The sequence below is a fragment of the Catenibacillus scindens genome (genome assembly GCF_014202115.1).
Classification (GTDB): domain Bacteria; phylum Bacillota; class Clostridia; order Lachnospirales; family Lachnospiraceae; genus Catenibacillus; species Catenibacillus scindens.
The window spans coordinates 105,333-124,604 of the sequence record NZ_JACHFW010000005.1 but is presented as its reverse complement, the minus strand read 5'-3'; the positions used below and the strand labels follow the sequence as shown (position 1 = coordinate 124,604).

Annotated in this window: 20 protein-coding genes; 19 read left to right on the top strand and 1 reads right to left on the bottom strand. The window is 48.4% G+C overall.

The window, feature by feature from the left end; all coding sequences use genetic code 11:
* Position 1: 1 nt before the first annotated feature.
* The 19 genes from spoIIIAC (at position 2) to glgA (ending at position 17,257) form a co-directional block, all read left to right on the top strand.
* Positions 2–196 (top strand): stage III sporulation protein AC, encoded by a 195-nt coding sequence (gene spoIIIAC / locus HNP82_RS08025; RefSeq protein ID WP_183773124.1) that lies wholly within the window; start codon positions 2–4, stop codon positions 194–196.
* A gap of 12 nt (positions 197–208) precedes the next feature.
* Positions 209–595: a stage III sporulation protein AD gene (gene spoIIIAD / locus HNP82_RS08020; RefSeq protein ID WP_183773122.1), complete on the top strand. Its 387-nt coding sequence runs from the start codon at positions 209–211 to the stop codon at positions 593–595.
* A 53-nt stretch (positions 596–648) separates the two neighbouring features.
* Positions 649–1,830, top strand: coding sequence for a stage III sporulation protein AE (locus HNP82_RS08015; protein ID WP_207720584.1), 1,182 nt, complete (start codon positions 649–651; stop codon positions 1,828–1,830).
* Positions 1,830–2,495 (top strand): stage III sporulation protein AF, encoded by a 666-nt coding sequence (locus HNP82_RS08010; RefSeq protein WP_183773118.1) that lies wholly within the window; start codon positions 1,830–1,832, stop codon positions 2,493–2,495. The genes HNP82_RS08015 and HNP82_RS08010 overlap by 1 nt, the downstream gene beginning before the upstream one ends.
* Before the next feature lie 4 nt (positions 2,496–2,499).
* Positions 2,500–3,123 (top strand): stage III sporulation protein AG, encoded by a 624-nt coding sequence (locus HNP82_RS08005; RefSeq protein WP_183773116.1) that lies wholly within the window; start codon positions 2,500–2,502, stop codon positions 3,121–3,123.
* Positions 3,124–3,137: 14 nt separating this feature from the next.
* Entirely contained in the window at positions 3,138–3,833 is a 696-nt protein-coding gene (locus HNP82_RS08000) for a SpoIIIAH-like family protein (protein WP_243164694.1), read from the top strand.
* A gap of 163 nt (positions 3,834–3,996) precedes the next feature.
* Complete coding sequence (locus tag HNP82_RS07995) at positions 3,997–4,386, top strand: Asp23/Gls24 family envelope stress response protein (protein WP_183773114.1); 390 nt, start codon at positions 3,997–3,999, stop codon at positions 4,384–4,386.
* A 168-nt stretch (positions 4,387–4,554) separates the two neighbouring features.
* A complete protein-coding gene (gene nusB, locus HNP82_RS07990) occupies positions 4,555–4,950 on the top strand; it encodes a transcription antitermination factor NusB (RefSeq protein WP_183773112.1) in 396 nt (131 codons plus the stop codon).
* A gap of 7 nt (positions 4,951–4,957) precedes the next feature.
* The gene (gene xseA / locus HNP82_RS07985; protein ID WP_183773110.1) at positions 4,958–6,202 is read left to right on the top strand and encodes an exodeoxyribonuclease VII large subunit; all 1,245 of its coding nucleotides are present in this window, start codon (positions 4,958–4,960) and stop codon (positions 6,200–6,202) included.
* Positions 6,168–6,374, top strand: coding sequence for an exodeoxyribonuclease VII small subunit (xseB, locus tag HNP82_RS07980; protein WP_183773108.1), 207 nt, complete (start codon positions 6,168–6,170; stop codon positions 6,372–6,374). The genes xseA and xseB overlap by 35 nt, the downstream gene beginning before the upstream one ends.
* A complete protein-coding gene (locus HNP82_RS07975; RefSeq protein WP_183773106.1) occupies positions 6,364–7,266 on the top strand; it encodes a polyprenyl synthetase family protein in 903 nt (300 codons plus the stop codon). Before xseB ends, HNP82_RS07975 begins: the two co-directional genes overlap by 11 nt.
* 52 nt (positions 7,267–7,318) lie before the next feature.
* Entirely contained in the window at positions 7,319–9,208 is a 1,890-nt protein-coding gene (gene dxs / locus HNP82_RS07970; RefSeq protein ID WP_183773104.1) for a 1-deoxy-D-xylulose-5-phosphate synthase, read from the top strand.
* Positions 9,205–10,014, top strand: coding sequence for a TlyA family RNA methyltransferase (locus tag HNP82_RS07965; RefSeq protein ID WP_183773102.1), 810 nt, complete (start codon positions 9,205–9,207; stop codon positions 10,012–10,014). Before dxs ends, HNP82_RS07965 begins: the two co-directional genes overlap by 4 nt.
* Positions 10,015–10,026: 12 nt before the next feature.
* A complete protein-coding gene (locus tag HNP82_RS07960; RefSeq protein ID WP_183773100.1) occupies positions 10,027–10,839 on the top strand; it encodes an NAD(+)/NADH kinase in 813 nt (270 codons plus the stop codon).
* 110 nt (positions 10,840–10,949) lie between these two features.
* Positions 10,950–11,408 (top strand): arginine repressor, encoded by a 459-nt coding sequence (locus HNP82_RS07955; protein ID WP_183773098.1) that lies wholly within the window; start codon positions 10,950–10,952, stop codon positions 11,406–11,408.
* 36 nt (positions 11,409–11,444) lie between these two features.
* Positions 11,445–13,136, top strand: coding sequence for a DNA repair protein RecN (gene recN / locus HNP82_RS07950; protein ID WP_183773096.1), 1,692 nt, complete (start codon positions 11,445–11,447; stop codon positions 13,134–13,136).
* Between the two features lie 178 nt (positions 13,137–13,314).
* Positions 13,315–14,595 (top strand): SpoIVB peptidase, encoded by a 1,281-nt coding sequence (gene spoIVB / locus HNP82_RS07945; RefSeq protein WP_183773095.1) that lies wholly within the window; start codon positions 13,315–13,317, stop codon positions 14,593–14,595.
* Positions 14,596–14,806: 211 nt separating this feature from the next.
* Positions 14,807–15,613 (top strand): sporulation transcription factor Spo0A, encoded by an 807-nt coding sequence (gene spo0A / locus HNP82_RS07940; protein ID WP_183773094.1) that lies wholly within the window; start codon positions 14,807–14,809, stop codon positions 15,611–15,613.
* Between the two features lie 207 nt (positions 15,614–15,820).
* Positions 15,821–17,257 (top strand): glycogen synthase GlgA, encoded by a 1,437-nt coding sequence (gene glgA, locus HNP82_RS07935; RefSeq protein ID WP_183773093.1) that lies wholly within the window; start codon positions 15,821–15,823, stop codon positions 17,255–17,257.
* A gap of 111 nt (positions 17,258–17,368) precedes the next feature.
* On the opposite strand, the gene HNP82_RS07930 is transcribed toward glgA, so the two are convergent.
* Positions 17,369–19,261: an ABC transporter ATP-binding protein gene (locus HNP82_RS07930; RefSeq protein WP_183773092.1), complete on the bottom strand. Its 1,893-nt coding sequence runs from the start codon at positions 19,259–19,261 to the stop codon at positions 17,369–17,371.
* Positions 19,262–19,272 lie beyond the last annotated feature (11 nt).

The following is a 19,272-nucleotide window of genomic DNA, read 5'->3' as shown; positions in this document are numbered from 1 at the left end:
TATGACCATCAGCTTAATCTTTAAAATTGCCGCTGTGGGCATTCTGGTAACGATCCTCGGACAGGTATTAAAGCATTCCGGGCGGGACGAGCATGCCTTTATGATTAGTCTGGCTGGTCTGATCCTGGTCCTTTTGTGGATCGTTCCTTATATTTATCAGCTTTTTGAAACCATTCGTTCTCTTTTCGCGTTATAGGCAGGTGATGGGATGACTTTATTTAAAGCGGCGGTCCTGGGGATCTGCGCGGCCATACTGGCCCTGAGCCTGAAACCGGTCAGGGGAGAGTATTCCACCATGTTAAGCCTGGCCGCCGGGGGCATTATTTTTACCTTTATCCTGGTGAAGCTGGATACGATGATCCAGGTGATCCGCCAGATCGGCAGCTATATTTCCGTCAATCCCCAGTATATCGGCATTCTTATAAAGATCATCGGCGTTTCCTACCTCTGTGAATTTTCCGCGTCCCTGTGCAAAGACGCCGGGTATCAGACTATCGCTTCACAGATCGAAATCGCGGGAAAACTGACGATCCTTGTCATGAGTATGCCGGTGCTTTTAGCCCTTTTGGACACTGTGGGGAGTTTTTTACAATGAAAGGCCGGAAGGGACAAAGGGGGAACAGGTACAAAAGCAGGCATAAAGGACAAATGGTGCGGATAGGCTGGGCTGTACTTCTGTGCCTGGTGGCGGTTTTGTTCTGGTCTGGGAAAACACAAAAAGTGTGGGGAGCCCAGCATTCCGGGACAGAGTCGGAGGAATCTTCTGGGCCAGACATCCCCGGTGAGAGCGGGGAGTATGACCAGATCCAGTCGGTCATCGACAGTATGTCTCCAAAGTCGGAGATTTCTTTCGGGGATATTGTGGGACAGCTTTTTTCAGGAAATATCACCATGTCTTTTGAGAGTATGGGTCAGTATATTTATGAACATATTTTTATGGAGATCCATCTGAATCAAAAAGCCCTGAGTCAGATCATGGGGATTGCCATTATCGGCGCCCTTTTTACTAATTTTTCCGTGGCCTTCGCAAAAAATCATGTAGCCCGGACCGGATTTTACATGACCTATATCCTTCTTTTTTCCCTGCTGCTGGCGTCTTTTGGCGCGGCCTTTTCAGTCACTCAGTCGGTGCTGGATTTTCTTGTGGATTTTATGACGGCCCTCCTTCCGGCTTTTTGTACGGCCATCGCCTTTGCATCAGGGACAAGCAGCGCTGCCGGATTTTACGGCGTCACTGCCCTGGCCATCACGGCGGTGGACTGGCTGATCTGCCATATCCTTCTGGCTATGATCCAGGTCTATATGATCCTTTCCCTGGCCAACGATCTGTCTGTCCAGGACTACCTCTCCCGGCTGTGCCAGTTGATTCGGACGATCATTTCATGGTCTTTAAAGACCATACTTGGGCTGACACTGGGATTAAATATTATCCAGAGTATGGTCCTCCCGGCTTTTGATTCATTTAAAAGCTCGGCCTTTATTAAACTGTCCTCAGTGATCCCCGGTATTGGAAACGCCTTAAACGCCGCGGCAAAGACTGCCATCGGTTCCGGGGTGCTGATCAAAAACGCCATCGGTGTGGGCGGACTTATTGTGATCCTTATCGTCTGCGCCATTCCCCTGATCAAACTTTTAGTGATCACATTAATGTATAAGGTGACGGAGGCGGTGGTACAGCCGGTGTCTGATCCGAGGATCGTCTCTTGTATCCAAAAAACGGGGGACAGCGTTCTACTGCTTCTCATGGCGGCAGGAACAGCCATCCTGCTGTTTATTTTGTCCCTGGCGGTGATCGCTTCATCGTCCAATCTGGCTATAGGAGGCGGTTAATGGAAGGCATTTTTTCCTGGGTTAAAAATATTGTGTTTTTTTTCCTGGCAGTGACCCTGGTGGAAGAACTGCTGGTTGATGACAAAAATAAAAAATATGTCCGCATGGCCGCGGGGATGATCTTTATACTGGTAGTTTTTTCGCCGGTACTGAAACTTCTCAATGCCAGCGGCTCCATGGATTATTTCTTTCAGTGGGAGAGTTTTAAAACTGCCATAGGGGACGCTGACCTCATTGACGGGGATGATTTTGACGCCGGATCTCTGGAACAGGAGCGCAGCGGCCTGATCCTTCAGGAATATAAAAACAGCTTAGAAGAGCAGATCTGCTTTCTGGCTCAAAATCAGGGGGTGGCAGTCAGGGATGTGACTGTGTCTGTGGATGAAAATATGGGCAGCGCTTCCTTTGGAAGTGTTTTGCAGGTCGTTTTGTACGTGGGGACGGAGGTTAAGGAAACATCCGGGGAAGACGGTGCCGGGGAGACGGTGGAGCCTGTAAAAAAAGTGGAAATCGGAAATGGATCTTCCACGGTCCAGAACCGGGATGAGGGAGAATCGTTTATATCTGGGGAGACGGCGGCCGGGATAAAACAGATGATCGGGGAAAACTATGGCGTTTCCACAGAAAATATAATCATTGTGGAAGGCGGTGATCCAGGTGAATGACAGGATGAAAAAAATATTCCATATGATCGGCCGGGATAAAAAAAGATCTCTGCTGATCCTTGTGCTTGTGGGGGTTTTGCTTCTGGTGATCGCCTGGCCGGTGTCATCTCCCCAGGAGGGAGGGACAGCTCAGGAGCTTTCGTCTGCTGACGGGGAAAACGGCAGTGAGGACGGGGGCGGGGCGGCGCTTTTGGACGTGGAAAGTTTTGGCGGCGGACAGACGCTGGAAGAGTATGTAGCGCTTCAGGAGGAGCGGCTGACCCGGCTATTGTCGTCGGTGAGCGGGGCGGGGGATGTGCAGGTGATGATCACAGCCAGTGCCACAAAGGAAAAAGTGGTGGAGAAAGATGTGACCCAAAGTGTGTCCACTATTTCCGAGAGCGATTCGGGAGGAGGGACAAGAGTTACCGACGAGAGCAGTTACAGCGAGACGTCCCTTTACGACGGCTCTTCCGGGCAGAGCAGTGAACCTTATGTGATCAAAGAACTGGCGCCTCAGATTGAAGGGGTGGTCGTAGCCGCCTCCGGCGCCGGAGATGAATTTGTGGTAGATGAAATAACTCAGGCGGTAAGCGTTCTATTTAATCTTCCCGTGCATAAAATTAAAGTAGTAAAAATGGAATCTTAACAGGAGGGAAACAATTGAAGAGGATTTTCAGGAAAAATCAGGTGATCATTACATCCCTTGTCATTATGATCATTATTGCCGGATATCTGAACTTTACCGCGGATAAAGTGACTACCACCCAGGACGGGACAGACGTTAACACAGTGACCCAAAATGTTGATGATCTGGGAAATATTACAGAGGAACAAGTCTCTGACGGGGACGCTCTGGTGGACGTGGATGTGGCCCCGGAGGAGGATTTAAGCCAGGTCATGGAGGATGGCGGCGACGCCCTGGCGAGCCAGGATGGGGAGGATATCGGAGATGTCAGCGAGATCGGTGAGGCGGTTCTTACAAGCACAAACTCGTCGGCGGCTGTAAATTTCTGTTCTGCCGCGCGGCTGTCCAGAGAACAGACCCGTTCCAAAAACAAAGAAACGCTCCAGCAGGTCATTGACAATGAAAACGTGGCCCAGGACATTAGGGAGCAGGCGAGCAGCGATCTGATGGAACTGACCCAGATCGCCGAGCGGGAACTGGCTGCGGAAACACTTCTGGAGGCCAAAGGATTTTCCAATTCTGTAGTCAGCATTAATGATGAAAGTGTGGATGTGGTCATCTGTCTGGAATCTATGACAGACGCCCAGAAAGCTCAGGTTGAGGATATCGTCACCCGCAAAGCCGAGTGTACGGCGGACAAAATTGTGATCACTACTCTGAAAAGTGAATAAATGCTTTTCAAAGCGCATAAAATTTGTTATAATACTTTTTAGTAAATTGATGTGCCGCGCCGCGCGCGGCTACACCACAGATGAAAGCCATGGACGGCTCGCGGTCAGAGACGGGCTTTCATTGTAAAAAGCAGTGCAGGCGACACAGATGGAGGTTAGTAATATGGCAAAAGAGCAGGAGGAGAGAAGCACTTACAGAATCCAGGATGAAGGCGTTGCCGGAAACGTAAGGATTTCTGACGAAGTGATCACAATTATCGCAGGTCTTGCCGCGACAGAGGTGGAAGGCGTAGCATCTATGGCAGGCAATATTACCAATGAGCTTGTTGCCAGACTTGGAAAGAAGAACCTGTCCAAAGGCGTAAAGATCCAGGTGGGCGAGGATTCACTGTCCGTTGATCTGGGGATTAATATTGAGTACGGCTACAGCATTCCCCAAGTATCCAGAGCGGTACAGGAGCGGGTGAAGAACGCCATTGAGACTATGACCGGTCTCAATGTATCCGAAGTAAATATTCGAGTTGCAGATGTGAACCTGGAAAATGATAAATAGTTAATGAGAGCAAGTAGCTGACTGTCTTCATTGGGTTTGGGGAAGTCAGCTACTTTTTTTCGCATTAGGAATTATGTCGGCTAAAGCCGACCCGAATCCTGCGACAAGACTCGCGAGCGAGTCTTGAATTGTTCTTTACTATAGTCTTGGAGAGAGAAAGGAAAAGTTATGAGCAGAAGAGAATTACGTGAACATATATTCCGGCTGTTGTTCCGCGTGGAATTTCACAGCAAAGAGGAAATGGAGGAACAGGGAGAACTTTACGTTCTCCATCTGAAAGAGCCAGAAGGTGTTGACGCAGAATACATACTTGAAAAGGTCCGCCATATCCTGGCAAAACTGGAGGAGCTGGACGAGAGCATCGACCAGGTGGCCGTGGGCTGGAAAACCCAGCGCATGGGGAAAGTGGATCTGACGATTATACGCCTGGCTCTCTATGAAATCCTCTACGATGAGGATATTCCCACAGGCGTAGCCATCAATGAGGCGGTAGAGCTGGCAAAGCGCTACGGTACTGACGAATCACCGTCATTTGTCAACGGCGTGCTGGCAAAACTGGCATGAGGTTTATATGAGAGAAATTTATTCCGTTGCCGCTTTGAATCAATATATAAAACAGCTTTTTGTATCGGATTACGGACTGAATAATATTTATGTGCGCGGCGAAGTTTCCAACTGTAAATATCACACATCCGGCCATATTTATTTTACTATAAAGGACCGGTTCAGCGCCCTTGCTTGTGTCATGTTCGCGGGAAACCGCTCCGGTCTGGATTTTCGCCTGGAGCAGGGGCAGCAGGTTATCGTTTTTGGCAGTATCAGCGTTTATGAGCGGGATGGGAAATATCAGCTTTACGCCCGGCAGATCGCCAGAGACGGCGTGGGCGCCCTCTATGAAAAGTTTGAGGCGCTGAAAAAGAGGCTGGAGGAAGAGGGGATTTTTTCCCAGGATCATAAAAAGAAGATCCCTATCTATCCTAAAGCGGTGGGTATTGTCACGGCAAAGACCGGTGCAGCTATCCAGGATATTATTAATATTTCCAGCCGCCGGAATCCTTTTTTGCAGCTTGTCCTTTATCCCGCCAGTGTTCAGGGACAGGACGCGGCGTCTTCCATTGTAAAGGGGATACAGGCCCTGGATCAGTATGGCGTAGATACGATTATTGTGGGACGGGGCGGCGGCTCCATGGAGGATCTGTGGGCTTTTAACGAGGAGCGTGTGGCCAGGGCGATCTATATGTGCCGGACTCCGGTGATCTCTGCCGTAGGCCATGAGACGGATGTGACTATTGCGGATTTTGCGGCGGATCTTCGGGCCCCCACACCATCGGCGGCGGCGGAACTGGCTGTCCCGGATATAGGGGAAGTATTTCGCAGGCTTTCAGATTACGAAGATTCCCTGGATCAGCTTTTGGCGGGGAAAGTTCATCTTGGCCGGCAGTATGTCAAGCAGTATAAGCTGAAACTGGAAAATTTAAGCCCACAGCGCCGCATGAGAGAACAGCAGCTTTATCTTGCGGAGCTTTCCGACAAGCTGGAACATGTTGTGGAGCGGGTACTTACAGGGAAGAAACACAAGAGGGATCTTTTTCTACACCGTCTTGAAGGACTGTCCCCTCTGGCCCGGCTTTCCGGAGGATACGCCGCAGTCACAGGCAGTGGGGGAGAACTTTTAAGAAGTGTGAACCAGACGGCTCCCGGAGATGTTCTGACCATCTCGGTCATGGACGGAGATATCCGGGCGCAGACGATAGAGATAAGACATGTAAGGAGGAATAACCGTGGCAAAGACCAGGACGCTGGAGACGGCATTTGAAGAATTGGAAGCGACCATCTCGGCCCTGGAAGATCCCCAGGTGACTTTAGATGAGTCTTTAAAGCTTTACCGTCAAGGCGTAAAGCTTTTGAAATATTGCAGTGATTCCATTGACAGAGTTGAAAAAAAGATCATTGAGTTAAAAACAGAGGATGATAGCGATGAAGGTTGAGAATCAGATACAGGAAAAGGCAGGGCAGATCGAGAAGTTGATCCGGGAGTTTCTGCCGGAGGAGATCGGATATCAGAAAACAGTTTTTGAGGCTATGAATTACGCGGTAAACGCAGGTGGAAAAAGGATACGCCCCATGCTTATGTGGGAGACCGCCAAGGTGTTCGGCGGCACTAGACAGGAATTGATCGGGCCTTTTATGGCAGCCATTGAGATGATCCACACCTATTCACTGATCCACGATGATCTTCCTGCCCTGGATAATGACGATTACCGCAGAGGACGCCTGACCACCCATAAAGTTTACGGGGAGGCCATGGCCATCCTGGCGGGGGATGGACTCTTAAATTACGCTTACGAGACGGCGGCGAAAGCCGTCAGCCAGGCCGGCCCATGGGAGCTTGAGAAAGTGGCTCAGGCTTTATGCGTCCTGGCCCGCAAACCCGGAATTTACGGAATGATCGGGGGTCAGGTCGTTGATGTTGAAAAGAGCGGACAGCCCCTGGACCTGGATACACTGAAATTTATCTATACTAATAAAACCAGCGCCCTGATCCAGTGCGCTATGATGATCGGGGCAATCCTTGCCGGAGCCGGAAAAGAGCAGATTGACGGGGTGGAAAAGGCGGCCGACGCCATCGGCATCGCATTTCAGATTCAGGATGATATCCTGGATGTGAGTGGAACTACCCAGACTCTTGGGAAACCTGTGGGAAGCGACGCTAAAAATGAGAAAACCACCTGGGTCACACTGGTGGGGATGGACGCTGCCGCAGAGCAGGTGGAGGAACTTTCCTACAAGGCTCTGGATATACTGGAGGAATATGAAGTATCTGAGAGAAATCCATTTCTTAAAGAACTGATCCGGTGGCTGATCCACAGAGAAAAGTAGTGTCAGCCTGAACGGATGGATGGTATGAAAATAAAGAAACAGGTGTATGAATATGGCAAAGATTTTAGACAATATCCGCCAGCCCAATGATATAAAAAAGGTGCCGCCAAAGGAATATGATCAGCTTGCCGGGGAGATCCGGGAATTTCTTCTGGAGAGTATTAGCAAAACCGGAGGACATCTGGCCTCTAATCTGGGCGTTGTTGAACTGACTATGGCTCTGCATTTGTGTCTGGATCTTCCAAAAGATAAGATTGTGTGGGATGTGGGTCACCAGTCCTATGTTCATAAAATACTTACGGGAAGAAAGGACGCCTTTGGCGGCCTGCGCACTTTCGGAGGTATCAGCGGATTTCCCAAAATCCGGGAGAGCGCCTGTGACGCCTTTGATACCGGCCACAGTTCTACGTCCATTTCCGCGGCCCTGGGTTATGCCCGTGGGAGGGATCTTCTGGGCGAAGATTACACTGTTGTGGCAGTCATCGGTGACGGTGCCCTGACCGGGGGCATGGCCTATGAGGCAATAAATAATGCGGCCCGCATGGACAAAAATTTTATTATTATTCTAAATGATAACAAAATGTCCATCTCCGAAAATGTGGGTGGCGTTTCTAAATATTTGAATGACATCCGCATGAATGAATCTTATATTGATTTCAAAGAAGATGTGGAAGCGGCGCTGAGAAGGATTCCCCGCATAGGCAGCAGCGTGGTCCGCAGTGTGAAGCGTTCTAAAGATTCGATTAAACAGTTTTTAATGCCGGGAGGCTTTTTCGAGGATCTTGGCATTGATTATATGGGGCCGGTGGACGGCCACGATATCCCTCAGCTTGTCCGTGTGATTTCGGCGGCAAAGCGGAAACGCAAAGCTGTTCTTGTCCATGTGATCACTCAGAAGGGCAAGGGCTATGAACCTGCCGAGGAGGACCCGTCAGCTTATCACGGCGTGGATAAATTTGATGTAAAGACCGGTATGCCTTTGAAAAAAAGCACTCAGTCCACATACACTCAGATATTTTCCAGGACGATGCTGCGCATGGCCGCGGAAGATGAAAAGATTGTGGGTGTATGTGCGGCAATGCCATATGGCACCGGACTTTATAAATTCAGCAAACAGTATCCTGACCGTTTCTTTGACGTGGGGATCGCCGAGGAACACGCGGTGACTTTTGCCGCCGGACTGGCGGCCGCCGGGATGAAGCCTTATGTGGCCATTTATTCTTCGTTTTTACAGCGCTCTTACGATCAGATGATCCATGATGTCTGTCTCCCCCAGCATCCGGTAGTCTTTTGCATTGACCGGGCGGGAATTGTGGGCGCTGATGGTGAGACCCACCAGGGTATCCTGGATCTGTCCTATTTATGTTCCATTCCGGGGATGAATGTTTTCGCCCCTAAAAATAAATACGAGCTGTACGATGTGCTGAAGTTCTCAAGGACCTTCGACGCGCCGTTGGCCATCCGCTACCCCAGGGGTACGGCCTACGGCGGCCTGAAGCAGTTCCGGGCTCCCATAGAGTATGGAAAGAGCGAGATTTTGCGCACCGGCGCCAGAGTGGCTATATTGGCTGTGGGAAGTATGGTAGAGACGGCCTGGGACGTCTGCGCCCGGCTGGCAGAAGAAAATATAGATCCGGCCCTGGTCAATGTCCGCTTTGTCAAACCTCTGGACAGGAAAATCCTTGAATGGCTGGCCAGAGATTATGAGGTCATTGTAACGATGGAAGAAAACGTACTCAGAGGAGGTTACGGCGAGGCCGTGGCGGCATACTTGAGCGATCTGCGCTGCCAGGATCGGGAAAAATACGGCGCAAGGCTGTTAAAGATCGGCATTCCCGACGTTTATGTAGAACATGGCAATGTGGATCTTCTCAAAGAGAGTATGGGGCTTGACAGCCTGTCAGTGACACAAAAGATCATAAAGGAATATAAAAAGCTATGAAAGAACGTTTGGATGTACTTTTAGTAAAACAGGGTCTGGCCTCCTCACGGGAAAAAGCCAAAGCCATGATCATGGCAGGGGATGTTTTTGTCAATGACAACAGGGAGGACAAGCCGGGGGACTGTTTTGACCCGGAAAAATCCCGCATAAGAGTGAAAGGGCCAGGTTTAAAATATGTGAGCCGGGGCGGCTTAAAGCTTGAAAAAGCGGTGGAAGTTTTCGGCGTTGATGTGTCCGGCAAAGTATGTATGGATATTGGCGCATCCACCGGTGGATTTACCGACTGTATGCTTCAGAACGGGGCTGTGAAGGTTTTTGCCGTGGATGTGGGCTACGGACAGCTTGCCTGGAAACTTCGCCAGGACCCACGGGTGGTCTGTATGGAAAAGACAAATATCCGGTATGTGACGCCGGAAGATATTGGCGAGCCTCTGGATTTTGCCTCTGTGGATGTGTCTTTTATTTCACTGACAAAGGTGCTGCCTGTGGCCTGCACACTGCTGCGGCCTATGGCCTGTATGGTCTGCCTGATCAAGCCTCAATTTGAGGCCGGCCGGGAAAAAGTGGGAAAAAAGGGAGTTGTCCGCGACCCCAAAGTCCATGAAGAAGTGATCCAAAAGATCGTGGATCATGTCCGGTCCATCGGGTTTTCGGTCATGGGCCTGGATTTTTCCCCGGTTAAAGGGCCGGAAGGAAATATTGAGTATCTTCTTTATATTCAAAAGACGGATAAAGAAGAAGACAGTTTTAATGACGGATTGGTGGAGACTGTTGTCAGGCAGGCCCATGACAAGCTGGATGAATGATGGATAAAAATTATGGATAAATTTTATATTATCGCCAATAAGGAAAAGGATAAAAATTACGAAAGCACAAGGCGGATACAGAACTATCTCAGAGAACGGGGCTGTGTGTGCGAGACGCCAAAGGATGGCCCTCTGCCGCCTCAAACTCAGTGTCTTATTGTCCTTGGCGGTGACGGCACACTGCTTCACGCCGCTTTGGATTATGTGGCCTATGATATTCCCATTCTCGGAATTAATCTGGGAACCCTGGGCTTTTTGACAGATCTGGAAAAAGACGAAGTTTACCCCGGACTTGATCAACTTATTTCTGACGATTACCGCATTGAACAGCGAATGATGCTGAGGGGAGCGGTGTATAAACAGGGGAAAAAAGTGGAAGAGTCTCTGGCACTCAATGATATTATTGTCACCCGGTCCGGTTTTTCACGGCTGGTGGAGACGAGGATGTTTATCAACGACGTGGTCATGGACAATTATGCCGGGGATGGGGTTATTGTATCTACGCCCACTGGGTCCACCGGCTATAATCTGTCCGCCGGAGGACCTGTAGTCCTTCCAGAGAGTGAACTGATGGTCATCACCCCCATCTGTCCCCACTCCCTGTCGGCCAGGAGTATAGTTGTCTCCGCTCAGGACAGAGTGCAGATAGAGATCGGCCACCGGCAGAAAACTCAGCCGGAGGAAGCCTTGGTTACATTCGACGGACAGACGGTAGTCAAACTCCAGTCCGGCGATTATATCCGTATCCGCCGGGCCGGCGAGCGGGTGCATTTAGTCAAAGTTAATTCCCGCACATTTTATGAGATTCTGAGAATGAAAATATAAATTTTTGGCGTTATATAACAGGTTAGCCATCCAAAAGCAACAGTTTGGTATGTCTATCCCTGATAGCTGAACTCGTGAGCGGGTTTTGAATTAAGATGTGAGGAGATTTCATGAAAGCAAAACGACACGCAAAGATCATTGAATTGATTCGCCAGTATGAGATTGAGACTCAGGAAGAACTGGCACAGCGCCTTATTGAAGCCGGATTTAATGTGACTCAGGCGACAATTTCAAGAGATATACGGGAATTGAAACTTTCAAAGGTGGCCGGTCATAACGGGCGGTCAAAATATGCCGCCCTTACCGGATCAGAAAATACCAACGCCAACAAATATACACGTGTTCTCCAGGACGGCTTTGTGTCCCGTTCCATGGCAACCAACCTTATAGTTATTAAGACCGTATCAGGGATGGCCATGGCTGTGGCTGCGGCTCTGGACGCTATGGATATTCCCGGAATGGTGGGCTGTATCGCCGGAGATGACACGATTTTCTGTGCCATTTACAGTGAGGCCCAGGCCCAGGAAGTGATGGAGATCATTGACCGTGTCGTGGCCCAGAAAATGTAACAGATGTCTTGCAGAACAGAATTGCAGAGGTGAAACATGCTAACGGGAATACATGTAAAAAATCTGGCGCTGATTGATGAAATTGAAGTTGATTTTTCCCCTAACTTAAATATCCTTACCGGTGAGACCGGTGCCGGAAAGTCTATTGTCATCGGATCGGTCAACGCCGCTCTTGGAAAAAAGGTATCAAAGGATATGATCCGCAAAGGGGCGAAAGAGGCTTTGGTAGAGCTTTTTTTCGATGTTAAGGATGAACATATTTTACAATATCTGGATGAGATTCAGGTTCCTGTCCAGGACAGTCAGGTCATTGTGTCCCGCAGGATTACGCCGGCCCGCAGCGTCAACCGGATTAACGGGGAGATTGTGTCTGCGGCTGCGATAAAAGCTCTTGGGGAGATGCTTGTGGATATTCACGGCCAGCATGAGCATCAGTCTTTGTTACATAAGCACCACCATCTGGAAATTCTTGACTTTTTCTCTAAATGGCGCCTTAAAGAAAAAAAAGAAGTCATGGCAAAATCTTACGATCGGTATATGGATCTGAAAAGAGAGCTGGATCAGAGCGTTGTTGATGAGGAAGCCCGCCGCAGGGATATTTCCTTTCTTGAATTTGAGCAAAATGAGATCGCGTCGGCCCGGCTTTCTTTGGGGGAAGATGATCTGCTGACGGCTCAGTATAAAAAGATGAGCAACAGCCGCCAGATCATGGAGGCGGTTTCATCGGCCTACCGGCTCACCGGCTATGAGAGCGGCGCAGGAGACGAGGTGGGCCGGGCCCTTCGGGAACTGATCGGTGTGGAAGATTATGACGAAGAGTTGGCCGGTTTTCGCCAGCAGCTTGAAGATATTGATAATTTAGTCAATGATTTTAACAGGGAAATTTCCGGTTATATGTCCCAGCTCTCCTTTGACGATGATGAGTTTCATCAGGTGGAGCAGCGCCTTGATCTTATTAACGGCTTAAAAGCCAAATACGGCCAGACCATTGAGGATATTCTGGCCTATGGCCGTGAGACGGAGAAAAAGTTGGACAAGCTGAAAAATTATGATATTTATCTGGACCATCTGAGAAAGGATGTGGAAAAGGCACGAGAGGAACTTAAAAAAATTTCTGAGGAAGTGTCACAGATCCGCAGATCCTCAGGGGAGAAGCTGGCCCAGGAGATTACTCAGGCACTAAAAGACCTGAATTTTCTTGATGTCCGTTTTGGATGGAAGTTTGACCGTCTGCCGGATTATACCCGCAACGGCATTGATGACGCCTGCTTTATGATTTCTACCAATCCGGGGGAGGATATGAAGCCTTTGGCTCAGGTAGCTTCCGGCGGCGAATTATCCAGAATTATGCTGGCTATAAAATCTGTTCTGGCGGATGTGGATTCCATTGAGACGCTGATTTTTGATGAAATTGACGCCGGTATTTCCGGCCGCACCGCACAGAAAGTTTCTGAAAAACTGGCTTTGATCTCAAGAAAGCATCAGGTGCTTTGTATCACCCATTTGCCTCAGATCGCGGCCATGGCGGACAACCATTACCGCATTGAAAAAGAACCTAAGGGCGCGCTGACGACAACCCACATTACACCTCTGGACCATGAGATGATGGTGGAAGAAATTGCCCGATTACTTGGCGGTGTACAGATTACAGACACAGTCCTCGAAAACGCTAGAGAAATGAAGGCTTTGGCGGATCAGTTAAAGAGCGGCAAAGTTTCTGGAAAATAAATTCTGGTTTGAAAATTGAGCCTCATTCACATACTAAGAAAGGATGGTACTTAACAAAGAGTATCATCCTTTCCTGATTTTCGGCAACCGTTTAGCAATCAGGAATGCGGTAAAACTGTTGCGGTTAAAAAAATCTGCGGTATTTCGTGGATGAAAAATGTACGAAAGGATGAGGAACATGAATATCCGGCGAAAATACCGGTATCTGCTTTTTATAGTTCTTTTTGTGAATATTATCTGCATTTTTACATGGGCTTATTACCTGTTAAATGAAAAAATACCGGATCAGCTTAAAGTGAAAGTGGGAACATCGGAAAATTTTGACTTTGAGCTTCCTCTGACAGCTAAAACCCATGTGGAGGATGTAAGCGTTGTCTCCATTGATCAGAAGCCTTTGGCTAAGTCGGATATTACCCTTGATCTGAGTACGCCTTTTAGCGTGGAACTGTCAGAGACGGGGACTTACAGTGTAGATCTCCAGTTTCTTGGAATTACATTAAAAAAGATCAATGTTGAAGCAGTGCAGTCTAAAAAGGTTATGCCTGTGGGAGTTCCGGTTGGTATTCATATACGCACCAGCGGCGTGATGGTTTTGGGTACGGGAAAGGTGACGGACGCTGGCGGAAACAGCCGTGAGCCGGCCAGGGGGATCGTAAAATCTGGAGATTACATTCAGTCGGTCAATGGCACTGCTGTCGATACTATTTCTGAAATGACTGATGAGATCCAAAAATGTGGGGGAAAGACGGCCATCCTCCAGGTTCTTCGTGACGGCCAGCCGCTGGAACTGGACATACAGCCTGTACTGTGCCCTGGCGGCGAATATAAAACCGGAATCTGGGTGCGGGATGACACTCAGGGCATAGGTACGCTGAGTTTTGTGGATGAAAACAACCGTTTTGCTGCCCTGGGCCATGGCATCACCGACGTGGATACAAGTCTCATGATCCAGATTGAGGGCGGCGCTCTCTACCCCGCCTCTGTGGGGAGTATTATTAAAGGCGCTGACGGATCTCCGGGGGAGATGGTGGGAACGATTTATTACAGTCAGGACTACCGTATCGGAACTATTGAAAAAAATACAGACGTTGGAATTTATGGCACAATATCTGCCGGGGAGTGGTTCTATGATCCTTCCAGGGCTGTGGAGTTGAGATATAAGCAGGATGTCCATGCAGGTCCGGCACTGATCCGCTGTTGTGTGGACGGGACAGTGAAAGATTATGAAATAAAGATCACAAATATTGATTATAATAGCAGCGGTGACAATAAAGATTTTATTATTGAGATCACAGACCCTATTTTGCTGGAAAAGACCAACGGGATCATCCAGGGCATGAGCGGTTCTCCGATTCTTCAGGATGGGAAGCTGGTGGGGGCGGTAACCCATGTTTTTGTCAATGATCCCACAAGGGGGTATGGCATTTTTATTGAAAATATGCTGGAAGCGGCAGAATGATTTTAAGCAGGCAATACAGGGAGTAATCTCATGGTATTGCCTGCTTTATCCGTATTAAGACAGTACATACTAAAGTTTTTTCATGTTGTGCCGGAAAAAATATAAATTTGTGATAAATATGTGACTCATGGCGAATTATGCGAGCATTGATTCTTGATAAATAATTTTGGAGAAAATATAATACTCATAACAAATATAGGAGGAGTCCGTTATGAGTAAAATTAATGTTGCTATTGTTGACGATAATGAGAGAATGGTTCATGTGCTTGACAATATATTGCATACTGACGACAGTATTGAGGTTGTGGGGAAAGCTTCCGACGGTATCGCGGCCCTGTCGCTGATCAAGGAGCAGGAACCGGATATTGTTCTGCTGGATCTGATTATGCCAAAGTTAGATGGCCTGGGTGTGATGAATAAGATCAATAAAGATACGACGATAAAGAAGCATCCGGCATTTATAGTGATCTCGGCCATTGGGAAAGAGAGTATTACTGAGGACGCTTTTTGTCAGGGGGCGGTGTATTATATTATGAAGCCTTTCGACAATGACGTGGTTATCAATAAGATCAAACAGGTTTCGCTAAGCAAAAGCCAGAGGGCGGCGGCGATCCGCCCGGCAGGACAATCTCAGGGGGAGGATGGCAATATGGCGAATGGACATAATCTGGAAACAGACGTTACGGATATTATCCATGAAATCGGCGTACCGGCCCACATTAAAGGTTATCAATATTTAAGGGATGCCATCATTATGGCGGTCAATAACCGGGATGTGATCAATTCCATTACCAAAGTGCTGTACCCAACGATTGCGAAGATGAATAAGACTACACCAAGCCGGGTGGAACGGGCCATACGCCATGCCATTGAGGTGGCATGGAGCCGGGGGAAAATGGATACCATTGACGATCTGTTCGGATATACCATTAACACAGGGAAAGGCAAACCGACAAACTCTGAATTTATCGCTCTGATCTCCGATAAAATACGTCTGGATTATAAGAAGCGTGGATAGAAGTGCGGGGCGCTCTTCCCGGAGCGGATCGCCGGAAAACATCGTCAAATTACATAAAAAAAATGATAAAACACAATAAATATCTTTTAAAATGCATAAAAACATGGTATAATGACTGGGTAATGGACAGTAATGACATATCCGAAATTTATAATGCCATTGATGTCAGATATAAAAAGATTTACAGGCTGGGAGGATTTTGTAAAGATGAAAAATATATTATTTGTATCATCTGAAGCAGTACCTTTTATAAAGACAGGAGGTCTGGCGGATGTAGCCGGTTCCCTGCCCAAGGCATTTAATAAGGACGAATTTGACGTTCGGGTGATCATTCCAAAGTACCGTATTATACCAGATTATCTGAAACAGCAGATGCAGTACCGCACCCACTTTTATATGGATCTCGGATGGCAGAATCAGTATGTGGGCATCCTTGAGATGCAGTACGATGGCGTCACTTTTTATTTTGTAGACAATGAACACTATTTTTCCGGCGATCAGGCTTATGAAGGCGGTCTGTGGGATCTGGAAAAGTTTGCTTTCTTCAGCAAAGCGGCTCTTTCCTGCCTCCCGGCCATCGGGTTCCACCCCGATATCATCCACTGCCATGACTGGCAGACCGGTCTGGTTCCTGTATTTTTGAAAAATGTATTTAATGATAACGAATTTTACTGGAATATTAAGGCGGTCATGACCATCCACAATCTTAAATTCCAGGGAACATGGGATCCCAAGACTATTATGGGTATGACCGGTCTGCCGTCCTATCTGTTTACCCCGGATAAGATGGAAGCCTACAAAGACGCCAACTATTTAAAAGGCGGTATTGTTTATGCGGACTATATTACAACTGTCAGCGAGACTTATGCCCAGGAGATCCAGATGCCTTTTTATGGTGAGGGCCTGGACGGCCTGATGCGGGCGAGAAATAACTGCCTTATGGGAATTGTCAACGGTATTGATTACGATGAGTGGAATCCTGAGACGGATCCTATGATTCCGGTTCACTACAACGCCATTACTTTCCGAAAGGAAAAATATAAAGATAAATGCGCCCTCCAGGAAGAGCTGGGACTGGAAGTAAACGCTGATAAGTTTATGATCGGCCTTGTGTCCCGGCTGACAGACCAGAAAGGTCTGGATCTTGTGGATTATGTTATGGATCAGATTTGTGCCGATGACGTTCAGTTTGTAGTTCTCGGAACAGGCAATGCCAAGTATGAAAATATGTTCCGTTATTTTGCGTGGAAATATCCGGGCCGCGTGTCCGCCAACATTTTTTATTCCAATGAGCGTAGCCACAAGATTTACGCGGCCTGCGACGCGTTCCTCATGCCGTCTCTTTTTGAGCCCTGCGGTTTAAGCCAGCTTATGAGCCTTCGTTACGGCACAGTGCCTATTGTCCGTGAGACCGGCGGCCTGAAGGACACTGTGGAACCTTACAATGAGTATGAGTCCACAGGTACAGGTTTCAGCTTTGCTAATTACAATGCCCATGAGATGCTCAATACGATTAATTACGCAAAGCATGTGTTCTACAATAACAAGCGGGAGTGGCATAAGATTATTGACCGTGGTATGGCCAGAGATTTTTCCTGGAATACATCGGCAAGGCGTTATGAAGATTTGTACCGGATGCTGTAAAGTAAAGAAGCCCCTCAAATTCAAAAAGAGTTTGAGAGGCTTCTTTTATTTATAAGAAAACTATTTTTCAGGCCGCTGCAAAAGGCGGCCTGAAAGTTTGTGTAAGCGTGATCAGGCGTTGTCGGCGAAGTTGCCGGTGTAGAGTTGGTAATACTTGCCTTTCTTGGCGATCAGCTCGTCGTGGGTACCGCGCTCGATAATACGTCCCTGTTCCATAACCATGATGCAGTCGGAGTTTTTGACCGTGGAGAGGCGGTGGGCAATGACAAAGGTTGTGCGGCCTTTCATCAGAGCGTCCATACCGTCCTGGACAAGCTTCTCTGTACGGGTATCAATGGAGGATGTTGCCTCGTCCAGGATCAGTGCCGGCGGATCGGCTACAGCCGCCCGTGCAATGGCAAGAAGCTGGCGCTGTCCCTGACTTAAATTGGCGCCGTCGCCGGTAAGCATGGTCTGATATCCGTCAGGGAGACGGTGGATAAAGCTGTCGGCGTTGGCCAGTTTGGCGGCCTGGATACATTCCTCATCGGTGGCGTCCAGCTTGCCGTAGCGGATATTATCCATAACTGTTCCGGTAAACAGGTGAGTATCCTGTAAAACCATACCTAAAGATCGGCGCAGATCCGGCTTTTTGATCTTGTTAATGTTAATGCCGTCATAGCGGATCTTGCCGTCGGCAATGTCGTAAAAACGGTTGATCAGGTTGGTGATCGTCGTCTTTCCGGCTCCGGTGGCACCGACAAAGGCGATCTTCTGACCGGGTTTTGCCCAGAGGCTGATATTGTGGAGGACGATCTTGTTTTCATCGTAGCCAAAGTCCACATCATCGAAGACAACGCCGCCTTCCAGTTTTGTATAGGTAACTGTGCCCTCAGCTTTGTGAGGATGTTTCCAGGCCCATACATTTGTACGTTTCTCAGATTCTGTAATATTGCCGTCAGCGTCGATGTTGGCGTTGACAAGCTCAACATAGCCCTCGTCTTCCTCAGGCTCCTGATCCATCAGGTCGAATACACGCTGGGCACCGGCTGCGGCGTTGACAACGAAGTTGATTTGCTGGCTGACCTGGGTGATCGGGTTGGTAAAGCTCTTATTTAAGCCGACAAATGTGATAACTGTACCGATAGTCACGCCGGCCAGGCCGTTGATGCCGAGCATTGCGCCGACAATGGCCACAAGGGCGTAGCTGAGCCAGCCGATGTTGGCGTTGACAGGCATGAGCAGGTTGGCGTAGCGGTTCGCTTTATTGGAACTGTTTCTCAACTGATCGTTGATCTTGTGGAAATCCGCTTTTGCGGCTTCCTCGTGGCAGAAAACTTTGACAACTTTCTGGCCGTCCATCATTTCCTCGATAAAACCGTCCACGGCGCCGAGATCCATCTGCTGGCGGATATAATATTTTCCGGACAGCTTGGAGAAATTAGCGGTAACGATAAGCATGACAACGGCGGTCAAAATGGAGATCACCGTCAGCGCCGGGTTGAGGATGATCATGGTGATCAAAGCGGCGATCATGGTCAGTGAGGAGTTGATGATCTGGGGGATACTCTGGCTTAAAAGCTGTCTCAATGTATCCACATCGTTGGTGTACACGGACATAATATCGCCGTGGGCGTGGGTATCAAAATATTTAATTGGGAGAGCTTCCATCTTGCTAAACAGATCGTCACGGAGGTGGAGCATGGTTCCCTGGCTTACATTAATCATGATACGGTTATAGGCAAAGGCTGTGACAACGCCCACTGCCATGAGGCAGACAAGCTGTATGAGATCTCTGGCAAGGTTGGCAAAGTCGTCAGAACCGGTGTTGAGCATAGGTATAATATAGTCATCTACAAGTCTCTGTGAGAATGTAGAACCAACAACCGTTGCGATGGCCGTGACCAAAATGCAGACAATCACCAGTAAAAACGGAAATTTATAATAATGAAGCATATATCGGATGACCCTGCTGATCAACCGGGTTGCCGCGGTCACTTCGGGTCTGGATTTCTTATCATTCATAGTTATCTTTC

Bases quoted from the DNA above. Each gene is read 5' to 3' on its own strand.
- spoIIIAC (WP_183773124.1), top strand. From the start codon at position 2: ATGACCATCAGCTTAATCTTTAAAATTGCCGCTGTGGGCATTCTGGTA.
- spoIIIAD (WP_183773122.1), top strand. From the start codon at position 209: ATGACTTTATTTAAAGCGGCGGTCCTGGGGATCTGCGCGGCCATACTG.
- HNP82_RS08015 (WP_207720584.1), top strand. From the start codon at position 649: ATGGTGCGGATAGGCTGGGCTGTACTTCTGTGCCTGGTGGCGGTTTTG.
- HNP82_RS08010 (WP_183773118.1), top strand. From the start codon at position 1,830: ATGGAAGGCATTTTTTCCTGGGTTAAAAATATTGTGTTTTTTTTCCTG.
- HNP82_RS08005 (WP_183773116.1), top strand. From the start codon at position 2,500: ATGAAAAAAATATTCCATATGATCGGCCGGGATAAAAAAAGATCTCTG.
- HNP82_RS07995 (WP_183773114.1), top strand. From the start codon at position 3,997: ATGGCAAAAGAGCAGGAGGAGAGAAGCACTTACAGAATCCAGGATGAA.
- nusB (WP_183773112.1), top strand. From the start codon at position 4,555: ATGAGCAGAAGAGAATTACGTGAACATATATTCCGGCTGTTGTTCCGC.
- xseA (WP_183773110.1), top strand. From the start codon at position 4,958: ATGAGAGAAATTTATTCCGTTGCCGCTTTGAATCAATATATAAAACAG.
- HNP82_RS07975 (WP_183773106.1), top strand. From the start codon at position 6,364: ATGAAGGTTGAGAATCAGATACAGGAAAAGGCAGGGCAGATCGAGAAG.
- dxs (WP_183773104.1), top strand. From the start codon at position 7,319: ATGGCAAAGATTTTAGACAATATCCGCCAGCCCAATGATATAAAAAAG.
- HNP82_RS07965 (WP_183773102.1), top strand. From the start codon at position 9,205: ATGAAAGAACGTTTGGATGTACTTTTAGTAAAACAGGGTCTGGCCTCC.
- HNP82_RS07960 (WP_183773100.1), top strand. From the start codon at position 10,027: ATGGATAAATTTTATATTATCGCCAATAAGGAAAAGGATAAAAATTAC.
- HNP82_RS07955 (WP_183773098.1), top strand. From the start codon at position 10,950: ATGAAAGCAAAACGACACGCAAAGATCATTGAATTGATTCGCCAGTAT.
- recN (WP_183773096.1), top strand. From the start codon at position 11,445: ATGCTAACGGGAATACATGTAAAAAATCTGGCGCTGATTGATGAAATT.
- spoIVB (WP_183773095.1), top strand. From the start codon at position 13,315: ATGAATATCCGGCGAAAATACCGGTATCTGCTTTTTATAGTTCTTTTT.
- spo0A (WP_183773094.1), top strand. From the start codon at position 14,807: ATGAGTAAAATTAATGTTGCTATTGTTGACGATAATGAGAGAATGGTT.
- glgA (WP_183773093.1), top strand. From the start codon at position 15,821: ATGAAAAATATATTATTTGTATCATCTGAAGCAGTACCTTTTATAAAG.
- HNP82_RS07930 (WP_183773092.1), bottom strand. From the start codon at position 19,261: ATGAATGATAAGAAATCCAGACCCGAAGTGACCGCGGCAACCCGGTTG.